Here is a 23,365-nt window from a genome sequence, read left to right as displayed (position 1 = left end):
AGCGATCGCAAGTTTCGCACGCGCAGTTGGGCAAAGCGCTTGGTACACCGATTTCGATGATCTAACCTGATTGCCCAAAGGCTCTAGCAACTGTGTCTATGTGGACGGCTGAGCTACGGGCCTTCCTCATCACCGTAGTCCTTATGAGAACGCGGCAAAACGTAGGGGACCGCTGCCAGGATAGTCAGGACGACCACCACCGACAGCACTGCAGTCGCCTCCAAACCCAGGCCCACGACTATACCAATCGCCGCCGTCACCCAGATGTTTGCGGCTGTGGTCAAGCCTTGGATTTTCCCCTGACGCGCGCGCACAAGAATGGCGCCAGCTCCCAGAAAACCAATGCCCTGAACGATCCCCTGTAAGACCCGCGACATATCTGCCATCGGCATGCCGCTTTGCAGTGGCCCAATCACAAAGAGCGCGGCACCGACGGCCACCAGCATATGAGTCCGCATGCCAGCGCTGCGCGCCTTCAGCTCACGTTCATAGCCAAGCATACCGCCCAGAACAGCTGCGAGCACAAGACGAAGCGTGATGCTGGTAATGGTGGACAAATCAGGAATGTCAGAAAATTCTTGGCTAATGGTCGACCAGATTTCTTGCACACTCAATTATCCTTTTCGGGTTCAAATAGTGCTGGCTGCAGGGCCGCGACTGAAATGACAACCTGAGAGCGCCAGATCGAAAACGCGAAACCCAGTTGTTTTATGAAACTATGCAATCGTGAAATAAGTTCCCCTTGGGGTTTCTGTTTCCAGTTTCACGATGTGGATCGATGAATTAAAATCAAAACCGCATAGACGAATGGTGCGGCTCGGCCCCGTTGTGATTATACACGTCCCCGCGTCCAGGGCTCTGCCCCGCCTACATCGACGAAAACCCGATAGACACAACTGGTTGCCGTGATGAACATCCTGTGGCCATCGCGTCCGCCAAAGCACAGGTTCGACACGACTTGCGGCACCAGGATTTTGCCCAGAAGCACGCCTTCCGGATCAAAGCAATGCACCCCGTCCGCCGCCGAAGACCAAAGGTTTCCCATAACGTCACAGCGCATTCCGTCGGGCAGACCTTGGTCGATCTCAACGAACACACCAGCGTCGCGCAGGCTGTCACCCTCGACTGCGAACCGGCGGATCACGGACGGAACGGAAGCGTCGTGGCTCGATCCGCTTTCAGCAATGTAGAGCGTCTTTTCGTCAGGTGAAAAACATAGGCCGTTGGGCTGGACGAAATCGGTCATGACCGCGCTGAGGTCGCCATCGGCGGAGAGACGAAAGACATTTCGGGCGGGTTGTTCGGGATCGCGGCGATGGCCCTCGAAATTTGAAATGATGCCATATGTCGGATCAGTGAACCAGACTGCCCCGTCGGAACTGACGACAACATCGTTGGGCGAATTCAGCCGCTTACCCTGATAGCGGTCTGCCAGAACGGTCAGCGATCCGTCGACTTCAGTCCGCACCACATCCCGCGCTCCGTGGCGGCAACCGACAAGCCGTCCTTGGCCGTCCCTTGTGTTGCCGTTGTTAAAACCCGATCCGCTGCGATAGACCGACACCCCTGTGGCCTCGGACCAGCGCATGATGCGTTGACTGGGAATGTCCGAAAACAGCAAACAATCGTGGTCTCCAAACCAGACCGGCCCTTCGGTCCATGTAAAACCCTCGGCAATCACATCCAGCGTCGAGACAGGATGAACCAGACCGGCAAAACGGTCGTCGTGGATTTCCAGATGCGGCGGCATGGACGTCATGCACGGGCCCTCCTTGTGCTGGCGGCAATGACGATCGCGATGATGATGGTGCCCGTCAGCACGTTGCGCACGCCCGCCCCTGCGCCATAGCTGTTCAACATCGAAACCACGAGAAACATGAACAACGCCGCCCCCCAGACGCCCGGAACGTTGGAATTGCCGCCTGCGATCGAACTGCCACCGATGACGACAACGGCGATAGACATCAGCAGATACTCGGCCCCCATATTCAGCGCAGCACCCCCCGAAAAACTGGCCAGAAGATACCCCGCAAGCGCCGCAAAAACCGCTACCGCAACATAGGTGGTGGCGCGGATCAGCTCGACCGGCACCCCGGCGAGACGGGCAACACGCAGGTTCTGCCCCGTGGCCAGCAGCATCCGGCCCCAAACCGTCCGCTCCAGTATCACCCAGGCGATAATACCAAGCGCCAGTCCGACCCACGCCACATTCGGAAGACCCAAAAACCGCCCCGTGGCGAATTCGGCCAGTCCGGCGGGCGGTTTGATCCTAAGACCACGGTTCGACCAGATGGCAACCGACTGATACACCAGCGAAGCGGCAAGCGTTGCGATGATCGGCGGCAGGCGCAGCAAAAAAATCAGGGCGTAATTGGCCAGCCCTGCCCCCGCCCCCACGCCAAGCGCAATGGCCAGACCCAGAAGCGCCGTGCCTTGGTCCGAACTCATCGCCTTGAGCGCCAGTGTGGCCGCCAGCGTCATAGTAGCCGGTATTGACAGATCCACATTGCCCGGCCCCAGCGTTATCACCAGCATCTGCCCCAGTCCCACGATGGCTGCAAAGGCCCCGAAAGACAGCGCGGCATAGGCCAACTCTCCGGCGCCGCGCCCCTGCGTCAACCCAAGGGTCAGACCAAAGGCCGCAGCAGCAGCCAGCCACGACCAGATCCACGGTTTTGCCAGCACATTCATCGGGTTCATGTCACGGCACCCTTACGGCTGAAGATCAGGCGGGCCGTCAGAACAAGGATCAGGATCGCGCCCTGCGCGCCGATCTGCCAGTCCGGCGACAGCCGCATGAACGACAGGAACGACGCCGCCAAAGTCAGGGTCAACGCCCCGATCACAGCCCCCGTGGGACTTACCTTGCCGCCGGTAAATTCGCCCCCGCCCAGTATCACGCCTGCGATGGACAACAGCGTATAGCGCAAGGCTATGTTGGCATCGGCGGATGTTGCCAGCCCCACCAGCGCCATGCCTGCCAGCACGCCGAACAGACCCGCCAGACCATAAGCCAGCGCCTTGAGCCAGATCACCGACCACCCCGCACGTGCGACCGACCGCGCATTGCCACCGACACCGCGCAACACCGTTCCGATACCCGAACGGACAATAAACAGATGGGTGACAATGGAAATGATGACCGCAGCAACCACCGCCATCGGTGCAAACGGCGGCTTGACCGTCATCAACGCCCGCAACCAGCCCGGACTTTCGCCCCCCGGTGATGGCAGGATAAACAGCGCCAGCCCGCCCCAGACAAAGGACATGCCCAGCGTCACCACAATCGCGGGCAGGTCCAGTGCATGGATCACCGCACCCAGTGCGGCATAGGACAAGACAAGCGCCAGCAGGATCAGAAGGCCCAGCATCGGCGTATCATTGAGAAAGGTTGCCGTCACGCAGGCCGTCAGACTGACAAACGCCCCAAGCGAAAGGTCGATGTCGTTGACCATGATAATCATCATCTGCGCAACCGTCGCCAGCGCGATCGGCACTGCCAGATTGAACAACAGGTTCAAACCGAAATAACTCATGGTACGGGGCTGCATGTAAAAGGTCGCGGCCAGCAGAATGGCCAGCGACACCACAGGCAGGATGATCCTGTGGCGGGCAAGAAAATTCATGATGCCTCCTGCATTTCAAAAGACGCACCAAGGATTTTCTCCTCGGTGATGTCGGCGCCGGTAAGTTCGGCGCTGATCTCGTGATTGCGAAAAACAAACACGCGGTCGCATTGGCACACCTCTTCGGTTTCGGTCGAATACCACAGAAAAGTGCGGCCTTTCGCGGCCTCGGCGCGGACCATGGCATAGACATCCTGCTTGGTGCCCACATCGACGCCGCGCATGGGGTCATCCATAATCACCAATGGCGCGTGTGATGCCAGCGCGCGGGCAAACAGCACCTTCTGCTGGTTGCCCCCCGACAACGACAAGATCGGGTTTGCCACATCATCGGTGCGGATGCCGATGCGGCTTTTCCACTCTGCCGCAATCGCGGTTTCAGCCTGCCGGTTCACAAAACCGCGCTTTGCCGTTTGGTGCAGGACCGAAATCGAAATATTGCGCAGGATCGACCAAAGCGGCAGAATCCCGTCGCGCGGCCTGTCGCCCGCGACAAAGACGACCTCGGGTGATTTTCCGGACTTCCAAGCGGACGACCGCGACAGATACAGGTGCGCCAGCGCCTCGGCCTGTCCGTGTCCGGCCAGTCCTGACAGCCCGACAATCTCGCCTTGGCGCGCGGTCAGCCCTTGTGGCGTGCGCAAAACCTCTGGGCCATATGCGCCCTTTGGTCCGGTTTCTTGCGCAGCTTCGGGCGCGACGTGCCCCATCGCATCAACCAGACCTTGACGGGTGAACGCGCCGGATGCACGTTCGTCAACAATCCTGCCGTCTTTCAACACGATGATACGGTTCGCCACTTTGAAAACCTCACCCAGCATGTGCGAAATAAAGATCACCGCACCGCCCGATGCACAGAACCGTTGGATATGTGTCAGCAGTTGACCGGCAATGCCCTCGTCCAGCGATGACGTCGGTTCATCCAGAATGACCAGCCGCGCTTGCGTTCCGCGTGGTGCGAAACCGATGGCAATCTCGACCATCTGGCGTTCTGCGATTGACAGCGTATCGACCTGCGCATTGGCGCTGATGCCGTGATCAGGGAAAATCCGGTCAAGGGTAGCGCGTATCTCGGCCCGCGCCGGTCGTCGCCAGCCCGCACCTTTTAATGCGCTGTGGGAAATCTTCAGGTTCTCGGCCACGGTCAGGTTGGGACATAAGGACAGTTCCTGAAAGACCGAGCGCACTCCGGCTGCAAGCGCCGAGGCGCCTGCGGAAAACGCGACGCTTCCCGAAGATGACGTAAGCCCCCCGTTTATCAAGTTCACCAGCGTTGACTTGCCCGCGCCGTTGTGGCCGACAAGCCCGATACAATCGCCCGGGGCGACCGACATACTAACCCCGTCTAGCGCGCGTACCGGGCCAAAATGCTTGGCCGCGTCGACGAGCGTCACGATCGGGGCGCTCTCATGATCAGGCATGAGCGCTCCATTCTTCGAATGATGAGGGCGGGCCGCCCCGAAGGGCGACCCAAGGAAATATCACTTGGCGTCCGCGATGACCTGCTTGGCGTCTCCCAATTCATAGGTCACGTTGGCAACAGAGCCTTCGGACGTATTGGCCAGCGCGTCGTCCAGTGTGTCCTGCGTGATCTTCAGGAACGGCACGGTCAGATCCTTAGGCACGTCTTCGCCTGCAAGAACCTGCTGTGCAACCCAGAACGCCAGCGACGCAACACCTGGTGCGATGGACAGCGACAGCGTTTCATAGCCGGTCGCATCACGTTGATCGGCCCACCACTGCAATTCGTCCTGACGGTTGCCCAGAACAATCAGCGGCGTGTCACGGCCCGCCGCTGCAAAGGCTTGTGCCGCTCCATAGCCGTCACCGCCTTGGGTCACCACACCGACAACCTGCGGCAGCGATGGCAAAATGCCCGCCACAGCCTTTTGCGCCACATCCTGCGCCCAATCGCCATGAACCGACCCGACGACTTCGAACTGTTCGTGCTCTGCTACGCCTTCGTGGATTCCCTTGGAAATCTCGTCGTCCACAAAAACGCCGGCTAAACCGCGAATTTCCAGCAGATTGCCACCGTCGGGCATGCGTGTGGCCAGATAGTCGACCTGCTCTTTGCCCATCGCGGCAAAGTCCACTGCAATGCGCCATGCGCAGGGTTCGGTCACAATACCGTCAAAGCTTACCACTGTCAGACCTGCGTCACATGCCTCCTTCACAGCGCCGTTCAGTGCCGTGGGCGACGCGGCGTTCAGCACGATCGCGTCATAGCCCTGCAAAATCATGTTCTGGATCTGCGCCGCTTGCTCGGTCGCCTGATTTTCGGACGTAGTATAGGCGTCGGCTGCTGCAACCACCCCATCGGTCACCGCTTGCTCTCCGGTTTCCTTGAAAGTTTGCAGCATCGCCTGTCGCCACGAATTACCCGCATAATTGTTCGAAAGCGCGATCCGCTTGTCGGATGTCTCGGACATGTGGGATTCTGCTTGCGCGGCCCCCGTAGCCAAGACAAGGCTTGCCGCCCCCAGCAGCATTTTTGAAATCGTCATAAATGTTCCTCCCTATCGCGCATTGATCCTGCGCTGATATCCGGTCCGGCAAGGACGCAGATGACCGGATGATGTGGTGAACGTCCCGTATCTGTAAAGGCATCCCCCCGCAGAGATGTTGCGGCTTCCCGCAACGACTTTGCGGCTAGGGGTGTTCCCTTTCGGGCATTTGGAGGCCAAAGTTGCGGGGACGCGCACCGCGCGACGGGAGGAAACAATGAACAACGCGCTGCAAGCCCCTGCCAAGGGTGACGTATTCCTGCGCATCTCGACGCATCTGGCAGAACGCACTGACATCGCCTCGGCGCTCGAGGCGGTGGCGGATGAAATCGCCGAGGTCATTCCATTTTCGCACGCCGATCTGTGTCTGTATGACCGTCCCGGTTGGATGGCCAGTTACGAAGTCGGCATCCAGACACGCTGGTCGCGGGCCCGCACGCGCGTCGACAGATCGCCCATCCGCGACCTGATTACCGGCAAATGTGATTTCATGCTGTGCAGCGACGCCATGCAAGATCCCCGCCAGACCTTTGCAGGTGCCTGTTCCGAGCCGATCTTTAATCATTCGCTGCGGTCGCGCGTGCATGTGCTAATGAAAGTTATGGGCCAACCCATCGGCACGTTGAACATCTCGCATGCCACGCCCGCGCTTTACACATCCGAAACCGTGCAGCGCGCCCAACATATCGCGGACGTTCTGTCGCCCTATTTTCATGCCATGCACACCGCCGAACAGGCGCAACGGGCCACCCAAGTCGGCCAGCAGGCGCGCGAACGCGAAGAAGGATTGCGGCGCGGCGCGCTTGAACTGACCCAAACGCTTGAACAAGAACGCCAGCGCATCGGCATGGACCTGCACGACCAGACATTGGCCGACCTGACCCGCCTTCTGCGCGAGGTCACAGGCGACACGCCGCTGCCGCGCAATGCCCTGTCCCAGCGGATCACCGACATGATCAGCGACTTGCGGCAAATCATCGACACCGCCGTGCCGACCTTGCTTGAACTGTTCGGGTTCACTCATGCGGTGCGGGTCCATCTTGAACGTGCAGTCGGGGTCAACCCCGTGGAAATCGACGTCACCGACAACACCGGCGGCGCGCCCGACCGGCTGGACCAGACAACACGCACTGCCCTTTTCCGCATTGCCCAAGAGGCGATCAACAATGCCGCGCGTCATTCTGGCGCAAGCCGCATCAAGGTGACGATCGAGCCTTTGGCCCAGTACGGTCTTGTCATGACGGTAAGCGACGATGGTCGCGGTATTCCGGCTGGCGTACATAGAAGTTCCGGTCTTGCGCATATGCGCACCCGATCACGCCTCATTTCGGCCGAATTGGATATCCTGAATGAATACGGCTGCACCGTCCGCGTCATGCTGGCTAGCCGGCCATGAAGGTGCTTATCGTCGAAGACGACCAATTTCATGGAGCCTATCTTCAAGATGCGCTGGTCGAAGCTCTGCCCGAGGTTACGGAGATCATCCAATCTTCCGACGGAGAGGCGGGTGAGGAAGAGGCCAGACGGGGCGGAATCGAAGCCATTGTGATGGACCTGCAGATGGACCGCCGCAACGGCATCGAAGCGGCGCGCGCAATCTGGTCCGAGCGGCCACAAGCCCGCATCCTGTTCTGGTCGAATTATGCTGACGAAGCCTATTTGCGGGGCATCGCACAGATCGTACCCGAAGATAGCGCCTATGGTTACATCTTGAAGACGGCCTCGCGCGAGCGGCTTAAACTGGCGCTTCGCGCTGTACTGATCGAAGGGCAGATCATGTTGGACCGCGAAATCCACCGCCTTCAGAAAAGCGGAGCCTCGCCGCGCACGCGCATTGATGAGAGCGAGTTCGCCGTTCTGGTCGATCTGGCGCTGGGTCTACAGGATAAACTGATTGCGGAAAGACGAGGCATGTCGCTCAGGACGGTGCAAAACCGGCTGTTGTCGCTCTATGAAAAACTAGGAGTCGTTTCTGAACTGGACGAACAGCTCGCGCTGAACAAGCGTGTGCGTGCACTGAACCGCGCTTTGTTCACGCGCACGATCAACATCGAGATTCTTGATGCCGCGCAACGCGATCTGGAGAAATGGCTGGCCGAACGCAGGTGATGTGCAACACCCAGGACGCACCGGCTTTTCCGGCTGCGCTGCCAAGAACGGCTCGCGCACGGTGGATCAGCAAAGGGGGTAGATATCGATCATCTCTTTTGCGGATGCCAGACACCGGCTGCTGCAACCCATGCCCAGTTTTCCCGATTTCGCGGTGCTGAACGATCGGCTGGAACAGCAATGTGTCGCGTTATGGGGCGAGATCTTGTGTGAGCATATGCGGGTGATCCAACGCAGCAACCAACTCCCACCATGCAAGATTTACGATTGGCGGCATTACCTAAGAGGTTTCTTCCCAAATCTGAAACGCGGGGTTTCCCCCGCGATTCAATTTCTGGGCAGGATGCTATAGCAGACCTTTGGCAATGCCAGTTTTCCGCCCACCATTGATGAAGTCTTGGAAATACCTCTTTTGCTTCGGAACCGGCTTACTGTTCGCGCAAGTTTTCCAGCCGTGAGAATGCCCCGACAAAACCGCCAAGCGAGACTGACAGTGTTGCGGTCTGGCCCGAGTCTGTCGTCAGCAACACGTCGACCGCTTCGCTTGTGCCAAGCTGTGCAAGCGCCGCATCGTCAAGCTGTGTGCTTGCGATACAGCCTTGGGGCAGACAGGTGCGAAAGGCGATCTTTGCCACCGGCCCGGCTTCGACCGCAAGCGTTACACCGTTGGACAGCCGGAGGCCGAAGGGTGTGACAATACTAAGCTCAGCACCGCTCTCGGTGGCTTGCAGGGCCAGCCCAAGAAGCCGCTGACCGGTTTCAGCCTGACTGATGTCCTGCGTCATCTCGCATATCCGCGTGTCTTGCGCTGCATCCGGCGTTGCACAGCGAACGACCCAGTCGCGATAGGTTTCCTGTACCAGATCAGGGCCTTGTGCTGTCTGGGCGTGGACGGGCGCGCTGGCAGAACAAATCGACCCCGCCAGAAAAGCTACCGTGAAAATGCGGTTTACCATGTGACACGCAGCCCCAAACCACCTGAAACGCCCGAGAAATCGCCACCCGAAACGGAACGGGATGCCGAGATTTCACCATAGACCGAGGATTTGCTTCCACCAGTGTCCCAATCGTAAGATCCGCCAATTCCGATCTCTGCTGCCCAGTCGGTGGCCGCGCCGTTCAGTGCAGTTGTGTCGACAAACACCTGTGTGTCACCACGGAATTCGTGGCTGACGTTGGCGATACCATAGATCTGCGCTGTGGCCCCCGCATCTGTGGTCCACGACCGTTCCGCCGCAACGCCCAGACGCAACTGCAAGCTGTCGGAATCACGGGCGTCGATTGTTGTACCGGCAGGCGTTGTAAAGCTGTCCATGCTGACCTCGGCCCAGCTCAGCTGCGCCTGCGGGATCAGCGTAAAACCGGATTGCAATGCCAGCGACTGCCCGAACTCGATCGAGGCCATGTGCCCCTCGCCATCCAGCCCTGTGACCAGCGAACCGGCGTTGGCCGATGCTACGTCTGTATTGAACGCGCTGTATTCCAGTTGGAGGTCGGCATAAAATCCTGTGTCTCCCTGCCATGTGGCCGTCAGAGCGACGCCCCGCGCATCGCTCGCGACAGAACCTGCACCAAGCGCCGAGGTGGCATCGAGATTGCCACCACCGTAGAAAACGCTAGCGCCGCCAGACCAGACACCACCCGCGCCCTCGTGCAGCACCACGTCAAGGCCGGTTTGCAGCCGCCATGTGTCCTGTTCGTAGGACAGACCGGTGCTGGAACCTTGGGGGGTCACGTCGAAATGCGCGCCACGCACCGTGAGCCATGCGCCGGGAAGCGGGCTGTTCCGGGTTAGGTCGCGCCACGCGAATGTGGCGTTACCGTTTTTCGAACCCGTGCCACGGCTCAGCATCTGGCGTCCGGCCATCCGTCGGGAAAGGCTTTGCGCCTGCACCTGTCCAGCCAACGCGGCGGACAGTGACTCGACCACCACTGTGGTCGGTTCCAGCTGCGATTGCAGGACCCAGTCGCCCGCCACCTGACGAAGCGCGTAAACATAGGTGCCCGCGGACAATCCGGTTTCGCCGCCCGGAAGGACGACATCGCCGTTGGCCAACACAAAGCTGCCACCCGAAGTGCCACCAACATCGACGAGCAGAATGCCTGTTGTCGTCTGGCCCCCTGTCCCGCCCTGATTGATTGCAAAAACGTTCGTCGTACCCGAGGTATCACCCTCAATCACCAGACGGTCACTGGCCGAGGCGTCATCCCCAAGAACCACATCCATTATCAGATCGGATGCCGCATCGTAATTGCCCGATACGGTCAGCACTGTGCCGGTCACGCCGCTTGGTGCGGACAGGTTCACGATACCACGGTTTGTCAGGCTGCCCACTCGCTCGCTTTCAAGAAGCTGTAGAATGGCGTCCAGTTCCACCGTCACGGCGCTGGTATCAGCCAAAGCGGTGCCGCCAGACAAAACCAGCGTACCTTGGCTTACCAAAGTCGCCCCTGTGTAGCTGTTGGTATCCGACAACAGAAAACTTCCGCTGCCCGCTTTGGTCAGGCCGCCAGTGCCGCCCAGCCCGCCCGAAAATTCGGTCGATCCCGCGCCTGCCACGGTCAGCGTATTGGTGTTCAACGCCACCGACCCTGCACCTGTCAACGTGCCGATTGTCTCGTCGGCTAGCAGTTCAAACGTGCCCGATGAAACCTCGACCGCGCCGGTATCGGCAATCGCCACACCGTTGTCGACGCGCAGAGTGCCGCCGTTGATGGAGGTCGTGCCGGTGTAATCGTTGGTGCCCGACAATGTCAGCGTGCCGCTGCCCGATTTGCTCAGGCCACCTGTCCCGCCGGCGCTGCCCGAAAATCCGGTCGATCCTGCGCCCGCTACCGTCAGGGTGTTGGCGTTCAGCGCCACCGACCCTGCGCCCGCCAAGGTGCCGATTGTCTCGTTGGCAAGCAGTTCAAACGTGCCAGCCACGACATCAACCGCGCCGGTATCGATAATCGCCACACCGTTGTCGACGCGCAGGGTGCCGCCGTTGATGGAGGTCGTGCCGGTGTAATCGTTGGTGCCCGACAATGTCAGCGTGCCGCTGCCCGATTTGTTCAGGCCACCTGTCCCGCCGACGCTGCCCGAAAATCCGGTCGATCCCGCGCCCGCTACGGCCAGGGTGTTGGCGTTCAGCGCCACCGACCCTGCGCCCGCCAAGGTGCCGATTGTCTCGTTGGCAAGCAGTTCAAACGTGCCAGCCACGACATCAACCGCGCCGGTATCGACAATGGCCGCGCCGTTGTCGACACGCAGGATGCCGCCGCCGGTGATCGTGGTCGCGCCGGTGTAGTCATTGGCGCCGGACAGCGTGATGTTTGCGCTTGTTCCGGAAGCGGTGATGCCGCCTGTACCGGTCACCGACCCTGCAAGTGTCGGATTGGCGATCATTGTGACCGTCCCGCCGTCAAGATCCAGTATGGTGCCCGCCGCAGTGGCGATCCCATAAACCGTTTCATCTCCGGTTAGGCGCGCTGTGGTGCCCGCACCGTTCACCAGCATAATGGTTCCAGAGTTCAGCGCGCCCCCGTCGGTCAGAAACGTAGCGCCGCCGTTCAGCTGTATCAAATTACTGGCAAGCGTACCCCCCCCTGTGACGGCAAGTGTGCCGCCGGCGACATCGGTCAGTCCGGTATAGCCGTTAGAACCTGTCAGTGTCAGCGTGCCGCTGCCCGATTTGCTCAGGCCGCCAGTGCCGCCCATCGCACCAGAAAATTCAGTCGATCCCACGCCCGCCACGGTCAGCCTGTTGGCGTTCAGAGATACCGGACCCGATCCGGCAAGGGTGCCGATTGTCTCGTTTGTTTCAACAATCAACTCTCCCGAATTGACGACCATTGCAGCGGTGTCTGCTATGGCGTTGCCATTGCCCAGAATGACCCTGCCGCCGTTTACGGTTGTCGCACCGGTGTAGGTATTTGTGCCGCGCAGATAGAGATCGCCCGCCGTATTTGTCACGCCTCCGGTTCCCGTCGTGATCGCCCCCGTGACCAGAACGCTTCCCCCGCCTGCAAATGTCAGATCCTGTCCTGTGCCAGCAATGCCGCCCCCGACGTTCAGTATTGCACCGCCCGCTGCACCAATCGTCGCTGCGTTTGCCAGCGTGATCTGGCCGTCCACGCTGTTATTACCCGCCGCCGACACAATCGCGCCAGATCCGCTTCCGTTGCCGGATATTGTCATCGGGTTGGTCACAATGACGCTGCCACCCAGCTCAAGCGCACCGCCGGATGCCACCGATATTCTGCCCGATGTGGCCCCCGCCCTGCCACCGGTTGCGACGTGCAAAACGCCCGCAGTGATTGTCGTATCACCAGTGTAGGTGTTGACCCCCGACAGAGTTTGTGTGCCCGTGCCGTTCTTGGTCAACCCGCCGTCACCCGACATAACACCCGCATAGGTGCCAGACACGTTGTTGCCGCCGACTGTAAGAAGGTGACCGCCATTGGTGACATCCCCCGTCCCCGTCAGCGTGCCTGTCGACAGGTCGGACGCAAGATTCAGACTGCCACCATTGACGGCAACGGTTCCTGTGCCCAGTGCGGAAACATTGTCGGTTGTAACGGTACCGTTGTTGATCGCAGTACCGCCCGAATAGGTATTGGTTCCCGACAGGGTCAGCACTCCCGAGCCCTGTTTGACCAACTCGCCTGTCCCCGAGATGACACCCGAAATCGCCGCATCCGACGCATTGCCAGTTGTCAGGGTGTTGCCGTTCAGGTTGATATTGCCGCTGCCAAAGATCGACCCCACGGTTTCATCGCTGCCGGTCAGGATGAAATTGCCGCTGTTGTCGATTGTGCCGGTATCGCTGATCGCGTTGCCGCCTGCACCGTTGACATTCAGCGTGCCACCCGCGGCGATTGTGGTTCCTGATGTGTTCAGAATGCTGCCGGTCGCGCCGATCACCAGTTGACCCTGGTTGACATTCACCGCACCGGTCAGCGTGTTCACCCCGTTCAGCGTTGTGGTGTAGGACAGCAATTTGCGAAACTCTCCGGCACCGTCCAGCACCGCATTGATCGTGCTGTATCCCAACTGCGCAAGGCCTGAAACCGACAGGATGCCATTGTTCAGACTGCTGCTGCCCGGCGAGTTGACGTTCAAATTGGTAACCGACAAGGTACCGCCGCCCAGATCGACGTTCAGCGCGCTGTTGGTGCTTTGCATCGTGAAGTTGGTCACGTCGGAAAGTGCATTGGCGTTTGTCGCAACAAGATTGCCGCGGGAAACGTTCAGCGTTCCAGCCAACGAATTTGACCCGCTCAGCACCAGTGTTCCGTTTCCGGCCTTGTTAAAGCCGGTGGTCGATGTGATGTCGCTGGCGATTGTGGCCGTGCCTGTCGCCACGGTGACACCGGTACCGCTAATCGGGCTGAAAGTCAGCGCGTCGCCGGTTATCGTGTAACCGTCTGTCTGAAAAGTGATATATCTGGTTTCCTGCTGGCCCGAAACGGTCACATCGCCGCCGGTTCCATCAAAATATGCGTTGTCGGCAGTGTTCCATGTGCGGTTGGTATCACCTGCATCATTGGTCCAGTTTGCGGTTGTGCCATCCCAGACGCCTGTGCCGCCATCCACCTGATCGTTGTCTGCGACCGTATCCCATGTCGAATCCTGTGCGATCGCAGTGGCGGGCATCGAAAGTATGCCCCCAGTTGCCAGAACAAAGGCAAGAACAGCCGCCCGACCGAAACGGGGCCGGATGCTGCGTTGGCGTATGCCGATCTGACGGATGGTTTGCATAAAGATTTTTCTTTCTCATAAATTGTGGCCGTTTCACGACCGTGAGTTCGGGTTCAAAGCCGTTTGAAGCGGCTATTGACCCGTTTAAATTCTTGGATGTCCATGATCTTACTTAAAAAAATCTTAGTCGTATTAACTGACTGGGGTCCACACTTGTTCATAGATTGCGGCAAGAATGTGACGCAATGGCAACAAGTGCAGTTTGGACCTTGTTTAAAATTCAACAATGAAACGACCAGATTGCAGAAACATCACCACCGGACTCTGACGGGTAGCGGCACGCCCCGCAGACTCTCTCGAGTTCACATAATCGGAGACAAATGGTTCATAAGCCGCCGCAGGACTGTCGCGTTGCAGCCCGATAGCGTCCACGGACATGGTGTAATTTTTGGTTCAGTTATTGCCAAGCGGCCCCGTGACACGATCCGAGCGTTTATAAACAGCGGGATTAGCCGGCGATTCAGGTTCGACTGACGTTTGCAATCAAAATCTCCGCCCGTCCCAAGGAACGGGCGGGCGAAAACGGGTCTTCACGGCACCGGATTTCGGCGCGGCCACATTTGCCCGGTATCAAACCGGATTACCTGACAGTTCAGCAGTTGAAAGCAACCGAGTGATGGCAAAAACAGCAGGTTAGACACGGTTTCGATCAAGCGTCTCGTCGCGGATTTCAATCGAGAACCCCGATTGCCGCGGAGCGAGATAGCGCCCGCCTTTGACCACACAAGGGTCAACAAAATGCTCGTGCAAGTGATCCACAAATTCTATGACCCGTCCTTCCATAACGCCCGATACAGCTGCGAAGTCGATCATCGACAGGTGTTGGACATATTCGCACAAGCCAACGCCACCGGCATGGGGCCAGACTGGCAGGTTGTATTTCGCCGCGACCAGAAGAACCGCAAGAACCTCGTTCAAGCCACCCAGACGGCAGGCGTCAATCTGGACAATATCGATGGCACCGCTGGCAATGAACTGTTTGAACATGATCCGGTTCTGACACATCTCGCCGGTGGCCACCTTGACTGGATGCACCGCGTCGCGGATCGCCTTGTGACCCAGAATATCGTCAGGGCTGGTCGGCTCTTCGATGAAATAGGGCGATACAAAAGCAAGCTTGCCAACCCAGTCGATGGCCTGATCGACCTCCCACATCTGGTTGGCATCAATCATCAGACGGATGTCTGGTCCCAATTCTTCGCGCGCGATGGTCAGGCGGCGGATGTCGTCGTCGATGTCCTGCCCGACCTTCATCTTGACATGACTGAAACCCGCGTCTTTCGCCGCGCGGCAAAGCCGCCGCAACTTGTCGTCGGAATAACCAAGCCAGCCCGCAGACGTCGTATAGCAAGGATAGCCTTCCGCCTCGAGTTGCGCGATCCGCTCGGCCTTGCCCGTTTCCGCACGTTTCAGGATCGCCAATGCCTCCTGCGGCGTCAGGACATCGGTCAGATAGCGGAAATCGACAATCTTCAGGATATCTTCCGCGGGCATTTCCGCGACAAGCCGCCAAACCGGCTTGCCCGCCTCGCGCGCCAACAGATCCCAGACCGCATTGACCAATGCGCCCGTCGCCAGATGGATCACGCCTTTTTCCGGCCCGACCCAGCGCAACTGGCTGTCGCCGGTCAGATGGCGCCAGAATGCGGCCGGATCGGCAATAATGTCGACAAGGTCCAGCCCCACCAGTCGCGGGGCCAGCGCATCGATGGCCGCCACGCACAGTTCGTTGCCGCGCCCGATGGTAAACGTCAGCCCGTGCCCTTCGTGATCGCCATCGGTTTCCAGAATGACATAGGCCGCCGAATAAACCGGATCGCGGTTCATCGCGTCGGACCCGTCAAGCGCACCTTCGGACGGAAACCGCAGATCAAGGCTGCGTGCACCGGTGATTTTGGTCATTGGTCGGCCACCACATCCTGCCGCTGCCGACCAAGGCCTTCGATGCCCAATTCAACCACGTCACCGGCCTTCAAATAGCGCGGCGGTTTCATGCCCAGCCCCACCCCCGGCGGGGTGCCAGTCGAGATCACATCACCCGCGTGAAGGGTCATGAATTGCGACAGGTAGCTGACAACATGGGCAACACCGTAAACCATTGTCCTGGTCGACCCGTCTTGCATCTTTTCGCCGTTGACCGTCAGCCACATCGGCAAGTTCTGGGGATCGGGGATCTCGTCCTTTGTCACCAGCCAAGGGCCGATTTGCCCGAAATTGTCGCAACTCTTGCCCTTGGTCCACTGTCCCGCACGTTCCGTCTGGAACGCACGTTCGCTGACGTCGTTGGTGACAGCATAGCCCGCAACGTGATCCATCGCCTGCGCTTCAGAGACATATTTGGCAGGCTTGCCGATAATCACGGCCAGTTCGACCTCCCAATCGGTCTTTTCGCTGTCGCGCGGGATAATGATGGGATCGTTCGGCCCGCAGATGGCCGACGTGGCCTTCATGAAAATCACCGGCTCGGGCGGCACATCCAAACCGGATTCGGCAGCATGGTCGGCGTAATTCAGACCGATACAGATAAATTTTCCCGTGCCCGCAACGCAGGGTCCAAGGCGTGCACCGGTATCTACCAACGGCAGACTGCCAGCATCGGTGGCTGCGATTTTGGCCAGCCCTTCGGGATGCAGCACGGCACCCGCCAGATCGGGAACGACACCCGACAAATCACGAATGGTACCGTCAATGTGCAGCAGGCCGGGTTTTTCGGCACCGTTCGCGCCAAAACGTAGAAGTTTCATAAGGTGTCCTTTAGATTGTCCAGCCGCCGTCAATGCAGACGGCCTGACCGGTGGAATAGGTTGCTGCCGCCAGATAGACGGCCAGATCGGCAATCTCTTCGGCTTCTCCGATGCGCCCCATAGGCTGACGTGCAACGAAATCGGCGCGCGCCTTGTCATAGTCGCCCGTCGCCGCCAGACGCTGATCAAGGGATGGCGACTGTACTGTGCCCGGACAGATCGCATTGCAGCGCACGCCCTGCCCGACGTAGTCCGCCGCGACCGACTTGGTCAGCCCCAGCACTGCCGCCTTGGTCGCGGAATAGGCAAAGCGGTTCGGTACACCCTTGATGCTGGACGCCACCGAACTCATGTTGATGATGCAGCCCTGACGCCGGTCCAGCATCTGTGGCAGAACGGCACGAATTGTCCGCACCATCGCTTTGACGTTCAGGTCAAAAGCAAAGTCCAGATCGCCTTCCGGCATGTCCAGAATACTGCCGCCATGGACCACACCCGCGCAGTTGAACAGTACGTTGATCCGCCCGATCCGGTCGCACAGCGATTGCACCGCAGGACCATCCAGCACATCAAGGGCATGGGTGGTGCACCCCTCCAGCCCTGCCAGCCCGCTGGCATTGATGTCGGTCGCGTGAACCGTGGCACCAGCTTGTGAGAAGGCCAGCGCACTGGCACGTCCAATTCCCTGCGCTGCCGCCGTGATAAGCACGACCTGCCCCGACAAATCCATCATGCAGGTTTCCTCTTTTCGACGATGTAAATATGCTCGCAGGCCAACACGACCTCTTCACGCTGGTTGACAACCTCGACGGTTTCAAACAGCCGCCCCATCTGTGGGCGCTTGGGGTCATCTTCCTTGCGGGCAGCTGTGATCCGTGTGCGAATCGTGTCCCCGATCAGGACCGGACGGACAAAGCGCAAACGGTCGTAGCCGTAAGAAAACGAAAGTGGGTTGATTTCGGTCGCGGTCAGCCCGATGCCGACGGCAAAAACCAGCGTGCCATGGGCAATCCGCGCGCCGAATTCGCTTTTGGCCATAAACTCCGCATCCATATGGTGCGGGAAATAATCGCCTGTATGACCGGCATGTACGACAAAATCCGTTTCGGTGATCGTGCGGCCATAGGTGGTGCGTGTCTCTCCGATCTCGATATCTTCAAAATGGCGGGGGCGTTCTGTCATGTCAGGTCCTCGATTGGTGTGGCAGGCTGGCGGGCAGAGGCATAGCAGGCCTCGACCAGCGCCATGGTTTTCCAGCTGTCGCCGGCATCAGAAACAAGTGGTTCCGACCCTGCGGCGGCGCGTTGAAGGTTGTGCATCCGCCCGACAAAAGCGTCGGGAAACCACGCGCCTGACAGCGGCACATCGCACCAGTCTTCACCTTTACGGCAGATTCGCAGGATGTCCGGCGCACCCTTCGGATAATTCAGGTTCACGCCCAGTTGCGCAAACGCAGCCCCTTTTGTTCCCGCCACCCGCAGTTCGCAGACCTGGTGGTCGGGGCCAAAGACCCAATCGTGGTTTATCGACAGGGTGCAGCGCAGGTCCGGGCCGTAATCCAGTATCGCCGATGTCCGTGTCTGGGCCACCTTGTGCGACGGGTGCCCCAGCGAACAAGCATGGACGCCGCGCGGCGCCCCGACAAGGTGGCGGATCAGGTCAAGGTAGTGGATCGAATGCATCGTGATTTCGATGCGCGGCAGCCCGTCAAGGAATGACCAGAGTTCCCAAGGTGTGTCGAGAACGCCGTGCATCTCTATATCGACAATCTGCCCCAAATCACCCCGATCAATAGCGGCCTTCAGCGCGATCATCATGGGCGCGAACCGAAGCTGGAAGTTGACTGCGGCGGTCAGATCACGGTCACGACAGACTTTCAGAACCTCTGTCGCTGCTGCCAGATCCGCACCAAAAGGTTTCTGCACCAACACCGCCGAACCACGCGGCAGGGCCGCCAGCACTCCGGCGTGGGCCGCAGGCGGTGTAGCAAGATCAAACACCGCATCCGGAACCGCAGCAGCCTCATCCATCGTCGAATAAACGGCACAGCCCTGCACGGCGGCCAGCTCCCGCGCCTTTGACAGATCGGGATCATAGATGCCCGCAACACGGTAACCACCTTTGGCATAGGCAGGCAGATGGGCATCGCGCACGATAGACCCTGCGCCAAAGATCACAACGGGTCTGGGAGTGTCAGGGGCGGGCCAGCTTTGTGGCAATGTATCAGTCATGGAAAAACACCTCTTCCATCGGGGCCCACCAGTCCGCTTCTGCGGCAGTGTCCAGTTTGCGCTGGCACGGCATGCAAACCGCCCACCACTTTTGCGTCACGGGGTCGGCGGCCATCTTTGCCTGATCCGCCGCCCAGTCGTCGCCGTGGTATTCGAAACTGGCGAACAGCAGGTTTTCCGGCTCGCGCAGATAAATGACGTAGTTGCGGATATTGCAGGCCGAAATCGTGGCCAGAACCTCGGGCCAGGCGTTGGCGTGCAGGGCTTTGTACTCGGCGATCTTTTCCGGTCGCAGTCCGATGACAGACCCCATACGTACCATTACGCGCCCTCCCTGATGTCGCAGTTGAATTCGGCAATGGCACGGTCGCGCAGGGCATCTTCGTCCCAGTCGATGCCGATGCCTGCTGTGTCGGGGGCCAGTGCGCGGCCGCCCTGTATCGTCAGCCCCGATTGCGTGATCTCGTCCAGCTGGGGGATATATTCGACATAGCGCCCGTTCGGCACGGCGCAGACCAGACTGACGTGCAGCTCCATCAGAAAATGCGGACAGATCGCAATATCAAAACATTCGGCCATATGGGCAACCTTCAGCCAAGGGGTGATGCCCCCGATCCGGCCCGCATCGACCTGAATGATACTGGCCGCATCCCGTGCGATATAGCTGGCGAAATGACGGATCGAATAAAGCGACTCGCCCACCGCGATCGGCATGGCGGCGGCGCGGGCCAGATCGATATGCCCCTCAATATCATCCGCAGGCAGCGGCTCTTCTATCCATGCCAGATCATAGGGACGCAGGGCCTCGGCACGGCGACGTGCAGTGTCGCGTGAAAAACTCTGGTTGGCGTCAGTCATAATCTCGTATCCGCCGCCAAGCGCGTCGCGCAGGGACGCAATACGGGCCACATCTTCGGATGCCGTTGGCTTGCCGATTTTGACCTTTGATCCGGTGAAACCTGCCTCTTTAGCGGCCAGCGCATCGTCGACAAGCGCTTGCGGTTCCAGATGCAGCCAGCCGCCTTCGGTGGTGTAACAGTGCGCAGAGGAACGTGCGCCACCCGCCATCCGCCACAGGGGCAGACTGGCCTTGCGGCAGCGCAGATCCCACAGCGCGGTGTCGATGGCTGCCAGTGATATGCTGGTAATCGCGCCGATGGTTGTGGCGTGGGTCAGCGTTTCAAGATCATGCCAGATCGCCTCGACCTCGGTCGCCTCGCGGCCGATCAGGCGGGGGGCAAGATGGTCGCGCAGAAGACGCATGACTGACGAACCACCTGTGCCAATGGTATATGAATACCCCCGCCCGATGGCCCCGTCACTATCCGTGATCGTGACCATCGGGGTTTCCTGACTGACAAAACTCTGGATGGCGTCGGTCCGTCTGACCTTTGGGGCCAGATCCACCATCGCCAGTTCAACCCGCGTAATGCGTGCCATCAGTCGACCCTCAGCGTGTCACCAGTTTCAGCGTCAAACAGATGCGCCTTGGCTAGGTCGAGACGGAACGACAACTGCGTGCCCCGTCGCACCTCGCGCGGGTTCAGCATGCGCGAGGTCCACTCGGCACCGCCAAAGCCAGCAAACAACAGCGTTTCATTGCCCAAAGGCTCTGACAGGTTCACCATCAGATCCAACACCGTCACGTCGCGCCCTGCGCTTGTGTCGATACCGTGACCGTCAGGATAGATATCGTCAGGTCGCAGACCAAAAATCACCTTCCTGCCATCGGCCAGATAGGCAAAAGCCGATGGCAGCGGGATTGTCGTATCATCCGGAAACTTCAGGCTTTGTCCGGTCACGCGGGCCTCAACCATGTTCATCGGGGGCGAGCCGATAAAGCCCGCCACGAACTGCGAAGCCGGACGGTTGAACACCTGATCGGGGGTGCCGACCTGTTCGATGTTCCCGTCACGCATGATGACAATCCGGTCCGCCAACGTCATCGCTTCGACCTGATCGTGCGTCACATAGATAATCGTGGCTGCCAGTCTGGCATGCAGGCGCTTGATCTCGGTGCGCATCTGCCCGCGCAGTTTGGCGTCAAGGTTCGACAGCGGCTCGTCGAACAGGAACACATCGGGGTCGCGCACGATAGCACGGCCCATGGCCACCCGCTGACGCTGGCCGCCAGACAGTTGCGCGGGCCTGCGGTCAAGCAGTTGTTCGATCTCCAGAATGGTGGCCGCCTTGTCCACAGCTGCCTTAATCGTCGCCTGATCCTTGCCTGCGATCTTCAGCGAAAACCCCATATTCTCGCCCACAGTCATATGCGGATAAAGAGCGTATGACTGGAACACCATCGAGATGTTGCGGCTGCGCGGTGGCAGGTCGTTTACCACCCGCGTCCCAATGCAGATGTCTCCACCCGATATATCCTCGAGCCCCGCGATCATGCGCAGGGTCGTGGATTTGCCACAGCCGGACGGACCGACAAGGGCAACGAATTCTCCGTCTTCGACGACCAGATCAATACCCTTCACCGCATGGAAGGCTCCGTATTGTTTATCAAGGGCTTTTAGGGTCAGATCGGCCATGGTGTTCCTTTGATCGCAAAAGGTGTCATCCCTTGACGGCGCCCGTGGTCAGGCCCGAGACAAGGTGTTTTTGAACCGCAAAAGTCAGCAGCAAGGCGGGTACAATCATGATGACGGCAAGCGCACACATGCCGCGCCAGTCAATCGTGAACTCTGCCGTGTAATCCAGCAGCCCCACGGGAAGCGTCTTGCTTGCGGTGGAGCGGGTCAGTTGGGACGCCAGCGCAAACTCGTTCCACGACGTCAAAAAGGCAAAGATACCGGCGCTGGCGATGCCGGGACGGGCCAGAGGAAATTCCACCTGCCAGAACGCCTGCCAGCGCGTGCACCCGTCAATCTGCGCCGCTTCGGCCAGATCCTTGGGCACCTGCCTGAAAAACCCGTCAATCAGCCAGATCGTGAACGGCACGTTCATCGCAACGTAGGCAAGGATCAGACCGAAATGTGTGTCGATGATGCCCACTTTGGCAAAAACAAAAAACAATGGCAGCGACAGCGCCACGCCCGGAACGGTGCGGGTCAGCATCAGGCCCAGAAACCACGACGATTTATACGCAAAGCGGTAGCGGGCAAAGGCATAGCCACCCGCCATCCCGACCGCCAATGCGATAACCGTCGACGTCACCGAGATGATAAGCGAGTTGCGAAAGTAGTCCAGAACCGGAATACCGCCCTGCCCGATGCCCGAAAACATCGCGATATAGGCGTCAAAGTTCAGCTCTCGGGGAATCCAGACGGGGGGTTTGGCCATTATCTCGACCGTGGGGCGCAGGGAATTCAACACGATCCACAGGCCTGGCAGGCAGATGATCGTCATCGCAAGAAACAGCGCCAGATTCAGCGCCCATCGCGTCAGCACTTTCTTCAGGCGGGCGTTTGCAATCTCGTTCATTACCAGTCTCCCGCAACCTGTGCCCGTGCTTTCGCAAGTTGGCGGAAGAACATGGCTGTAAAGACAATGGACAGCAGGATCGCGATATAGCCCATCGCGTTCGCCATCCCCATGCGGCCGTCCGAGTATCCGGTGCGGGCGATCAACGTCCAAAGTACCTCGGTCCGGCCAGCGGGGCCGCCGTTGGTCATGATTTTGATGATGTCATAGGCCCGTGCGACGTCCAGCGACCGGATCGTCATCGCGATAAAGGCAAAGGGCATCAGGAACGGCCAAGTCACATACCGAAAGGTTTGCCACGGTGTGCAGCCATCGACACGCGCTGCCTCTAACGGGTCGCGCGGCATGGCCATCAGACCCGCCAGAATGAAGATTGCGAAGACGGCAGTAGATGACCAGATTTCTGCGGTGAGAATGGCAAGAAAGGCCAGATTGCCGTCAATCAGCCAAGGGATTGCCCTGTCCGACAGCCCCAGCGACTGCAGCGCATTGTTCACCAGCCCGACGTTGTCGTTAAAGATGAACTTGAACTGGAACCCCACCAGAACCGGCGAAAACATCATCGGAAACATCACGATGGTTCGCAGCAGGCGCTGGCCCCGACTGATCCGCTCGACCAGCAACGCAAGCCCCAGACCCAGCACCATTTCAAGGTTCAGCGCTAGGGTCAGCAGCAATACGGTACGCCCGAAGGCCCACCAGAAATCAACATCGGCCATCAGACGCTGGTAATTGCGCAGGCCGATGAACTGATAAATCGAGTCTGGCCGCGTCAACCTGAACGGCGTCAGGCTTGACCACAACGACAGAACCAAAGGGAACAAAACGACTGCCGCCAGCAAGATAACAGCGGGAAGCAACAGCAGAAACGGGGCGGGCAGTCGAGACAGCTTCATGGCATCAATCTTGTTGGGACGGGTGCAACGGACGGGGGGCCGCATCGCCACGGCCACCCCTCCTTTTCCTAGAAAGTGCG

20 protein-coding genes are annotated in these 23,365 nt (G+C 59.4%); 2 read left to right on the top strand and 18 right to left on the bottom strand.

Annotation, left to right across the window (positions count from 1 at the left end; all coding sequences use genetic code 11):
* Positions 1-113: 113 nt before the first annotated feature.
* From SULPSESMR1_RS17545 to SULPSESMR1_RS17520, 6 genes are all read right to left on the bottom strand, one after another.
* Positions 114-608: an MgtC/SapB family protein gene (locus tag SULPSESMR1_RS17545; protein WP_198362820.1), complete on the bottom strand. Its 495-nt coding sequence runs from the start codon at positions 606-608 to the stop codon at positions 114-116.
* A gap of 224 nt (positions 609-832) precedes the next feature.
* Entirely contained in the window at positions 833-1,759 is a 927-nt protein-coding gene (locus SULPSESMR1_RS17540; RefSeq protein ID WP_089422036.1) for an SMP-30/gluconolactonase/LRE family protein, read from the bottom strand.
* Positions 1,756-2,700 (bottom strand): ABC transporter permease, encoded by a 945-nt coding sequence (locus SULPSESMR1_RS17535; RefSeq protein ID WP_089422035.1) that lies wholly within the window; start codon positions 2,698-2,700, stop codon positions 1,756-1,758. Before SULPSESMR1_RS17535 ends, SULPSESMR1_RS17540 begins: the two co-directional genes overlap by 4 nt.
* The gene (locus SULPSESMR1_RS17530) at positions 2,697-3,626 is read right to left on the bottom strand and encodes an ABC transporter permease (RefSeq protein WP_089422034.1); all 930 of its coding nucleotides are present in this window, start codon (positions 3,624-3,626) and stop codon (positions 2,697-2,699) included. The genes SULPSESMR1_RS17535 and SULPSESMR1_RS17530 overlap by 4 nt, the downstream gene beginning before the upstream one ends.
* Entirely contained in the window at positions 3,623-5,047 is a 1,425-nt protein-coding gene (locus SULPSESMR1_RS17525; protein ID WP_089422033.1) for an ATP-binding cassette domain-containing protein, read from the bottom strand. The genes SULPSESMR1_RS17530 and SULPSESMR1_RS17525 overlap by 4 nt, the downstream gene beginning before the upstream one ends.
* A 60-nt stretch (positions 5,048-5,107) precedes the next feature.
* Positions 5,108-6,133, bottom strand: coding sequence for an ABC transporter substrate-binding protein (locus SULPSESMR1_RS17520; protein ID WP_089422032.1), 1,026 nt, complete (start codon positions 6,131-6,133; stop codon positions 5,108-5,110).
* 217 nt (positions 6,134-6,350) lie between these two features.
* On the opposite strand from SULPSESMR1_RS17520, the gene SULPSESMR1_RS17515 reads away from it, so the two are divergent.
* Positions 6,351-7,529, top strand: a complete 1,179-nt coding sequence (locus tag SULPSESMR1_RS17515; protein WP_089422031.1) for a sensor histidine kinase — start codon at positions 6,351-6,353, stop codon at positions 7,527-7,529.
* On the top strand, positions 7,526-8,242 hold the full coding sequence (locus SULPSESMR1_RS17510) for a response regulator transcription factor (protein WP_089422030.1): 717 nt from the start codon (positions 7,526-7,528) through the stop codon (positions 8,240-8,242). The genes SULPSESMR1_RS17515 and SULPSESMR1_RS17510 overlap by 4 nt, the downstream gene beginning before the upstream one ends.
* A 428-nt stretch (positions 8,243-8,670) precedes the next feature.
* Here SULPSESMR1_RS17510 and SULPSESMR1_RS17500 read toward each other — a convergent pair whose 3' ends face one another.
* The 12 genes from SULPSESMR1_RS17500 to SULPSESMR1_RS17445 all read right to left on the bottom strand — a co-directional run bounded on the left by SULPSESMR1_RS17500 (position 8,671) and on the right by SULPSESMR1_RS17445 (position 23,330).
* On the bottom strand, positions 8,671-9,198 hold the full coding sequence (locus SULPSESMR1_RS17500; protein ID WP_089422028.1) for an invasion associated locus B family protein: 528 nt from the start codon (positions 9,196-9,198) through the stop codon (positions 8,671-8,673).
* Complete coding sequence (locus tag SULPSESMR1_RS17495) at positions 9,192-13,985, bottom strand: autotransporter outer membrane beta-barrel domain-containing protein (RefSeq protein ID WP_089422027.1); 4,794 nt, start codon at positions 13,983-13,985, stop codon at positions 9,192-9,194. The genes SULPSESMR1_RS17500 and SULPSESMR1_RS17495 overlap by 7 nt, the downstream gene beginning before the upstream one ends.
* A 633-nt stretch (positions 13,986-14,618) precedes the next feature.
* Entirely contained in the window at positions 14,619-15,887 is a 1,269-nt protein-coding gene (locus SULPSESMR1_RS17490) for an L-fuconate dehydratase (RefSeq protein ID WP_089422026.1), read from the bottom strand.
* Positions 15,884-16,729 carry a fumarylacetoacetate hydrolase family protein gene (locus SULPSESMR1_RS17485; protein WP_089422025.1) on the bottom strand — a complete coding sequence of 282 codons (846 nt, stop codon included), beginning with the start codon at positions 16,727-16,729 and terminating at the stop codon, positions 15,884-15,886. The genes SULPSESMR1_RS17490 and SULPSESMR1_RS17485 overlap by 4 nt, the downstream gene beginning before the upstream one ends.
* Positions 16,730-16,739: 10 nt before the next feature.
* On the bottom strand, positions 16,740-17,462 hold the full coding sequence (locus SULPSESMR1_RS17480; RefSeq protein WP_089422024.1) for an SDR family oxidoreductase: 723 nt from the start codon (positions 17,460-17,462) through the stop codon (positions 16,740-16,742).
* Complete coding sequence (locus tag SULPSESMR1_RS17475; protein WP_089422023.1) at positions 17,459-17,911, bottom strand: MaoC/PaaZ C-terminal domain-containing protein; 453 nt, start codon at positions 17,909-17,911, stop codon at positions 17,459-17,461. Before SULPSESMR1_RS17475 ends, SULPSESMR1_RS17480 begins: the two co-directional genes overlap by 4 nt.
* Positions 17,908-18,960: a Gfo/Idh/MocA family protein gene (locus tag SULPSESMR1_RS17470; protein ID WP_089422022.1), complete on the bottom strand. Its 1,053-nt coding sequence runs from the start codon at positions 18,958-18,960 to the stop codon at positions 17,908-17,910. Before SULPSESMR1_RS17470 ends, SULPSESMR1_RS17475 begins: the two co-directional genes overlap by 4 nt.
* Positions 18,953-19,282: an L-rhamnose mutarotase gene (locus SULPSESMR1_RS17465; protein WP_089422021.1), complete on the bottom strand. Its 330-nt coding sequence runs from the start codon at positions 19,280-19,282 to the stop codon at positions 18,953-18,955. Before SULPSESMR1_RS17465 ends, SULPSESMR1_RS17470 begins: the two co-directional genes overlap by 8 nt.
* Positions 19,282-20,400: a mandelate racemase/muconate lactonizing enzyme family protein gene (locus tag SULPSESMR1_RS17460; protein WP_089422020.1), complete on the bottom strand. Its 1,119-nt coding sequence runs from the start codon at positions 20,398-20,400 to the stop codon at positions 19,282-19,284. The genes SULPSESMR1_RS17465 and SULPSESMR1_RS17460 overlap by 1 nt, the downstream gene beginning before the upstream one ends.
* Positions 20,400-21,497, bottom strand: a complete 1,098-nt coding sequence (locus SULPSESMR1_RS17455; RefSeq protein ID WP_089422019.1) for an ABC transporter ATP-binding protein — start codon at positions 21,495-21,497, stop codon at positions 20,400-20,402. The genes SULPSESMR1_RS17460 and SULPSESMR1_RS17455 overlap by 1 nt, the downstream gene beginning before the upstream one ends.
* Positions 21,498-21,522: 25 nt before the next feature.
* Positions 21,523-22,389 (bottom strand): carbohydrate ABC transporter permease, encoded by an 867-nt coding sequence (locus tag SULPSESMR1_RS17450; RefSeq protein WP_089422018.1) that lies wholly within the window; start codon positions 22,387-22,389, stop codon positions 21,523-21,525.
* Entirely contained in the window at positions 22,389-23,330 is a 942-nt protein-coding gene (locus SULPSESMR1_RS17445; protein WP_240311485.1) for a carbohydrate ABC transporter permease, read from the bottom strand. Before SULPSESMR1_RS17445 ends, SULPSESMR1_RS17450 begins: the two co-directional genes overlap by 1 nt.
* Positions 23,331-23,365 lie beyond the last annotated feature (35 nt).

The sequence above is a fragment of the Pseudosulfitobacter pseudonitzschiae genome (assembly GCF_002222635.1).
Taxonomy (GTDB): domain Bacteria; phylum Pseudomonadota; class Alphaproteobacteria; order Rhodobacterales; family Rhodobacteraceae; genus Pseudosulfitobacter; species Pseudosulfitobacter pseudonitzschiae_A.
This window is presented reverse-complemented; position numbering and strand designations above follow the sequence as displayed.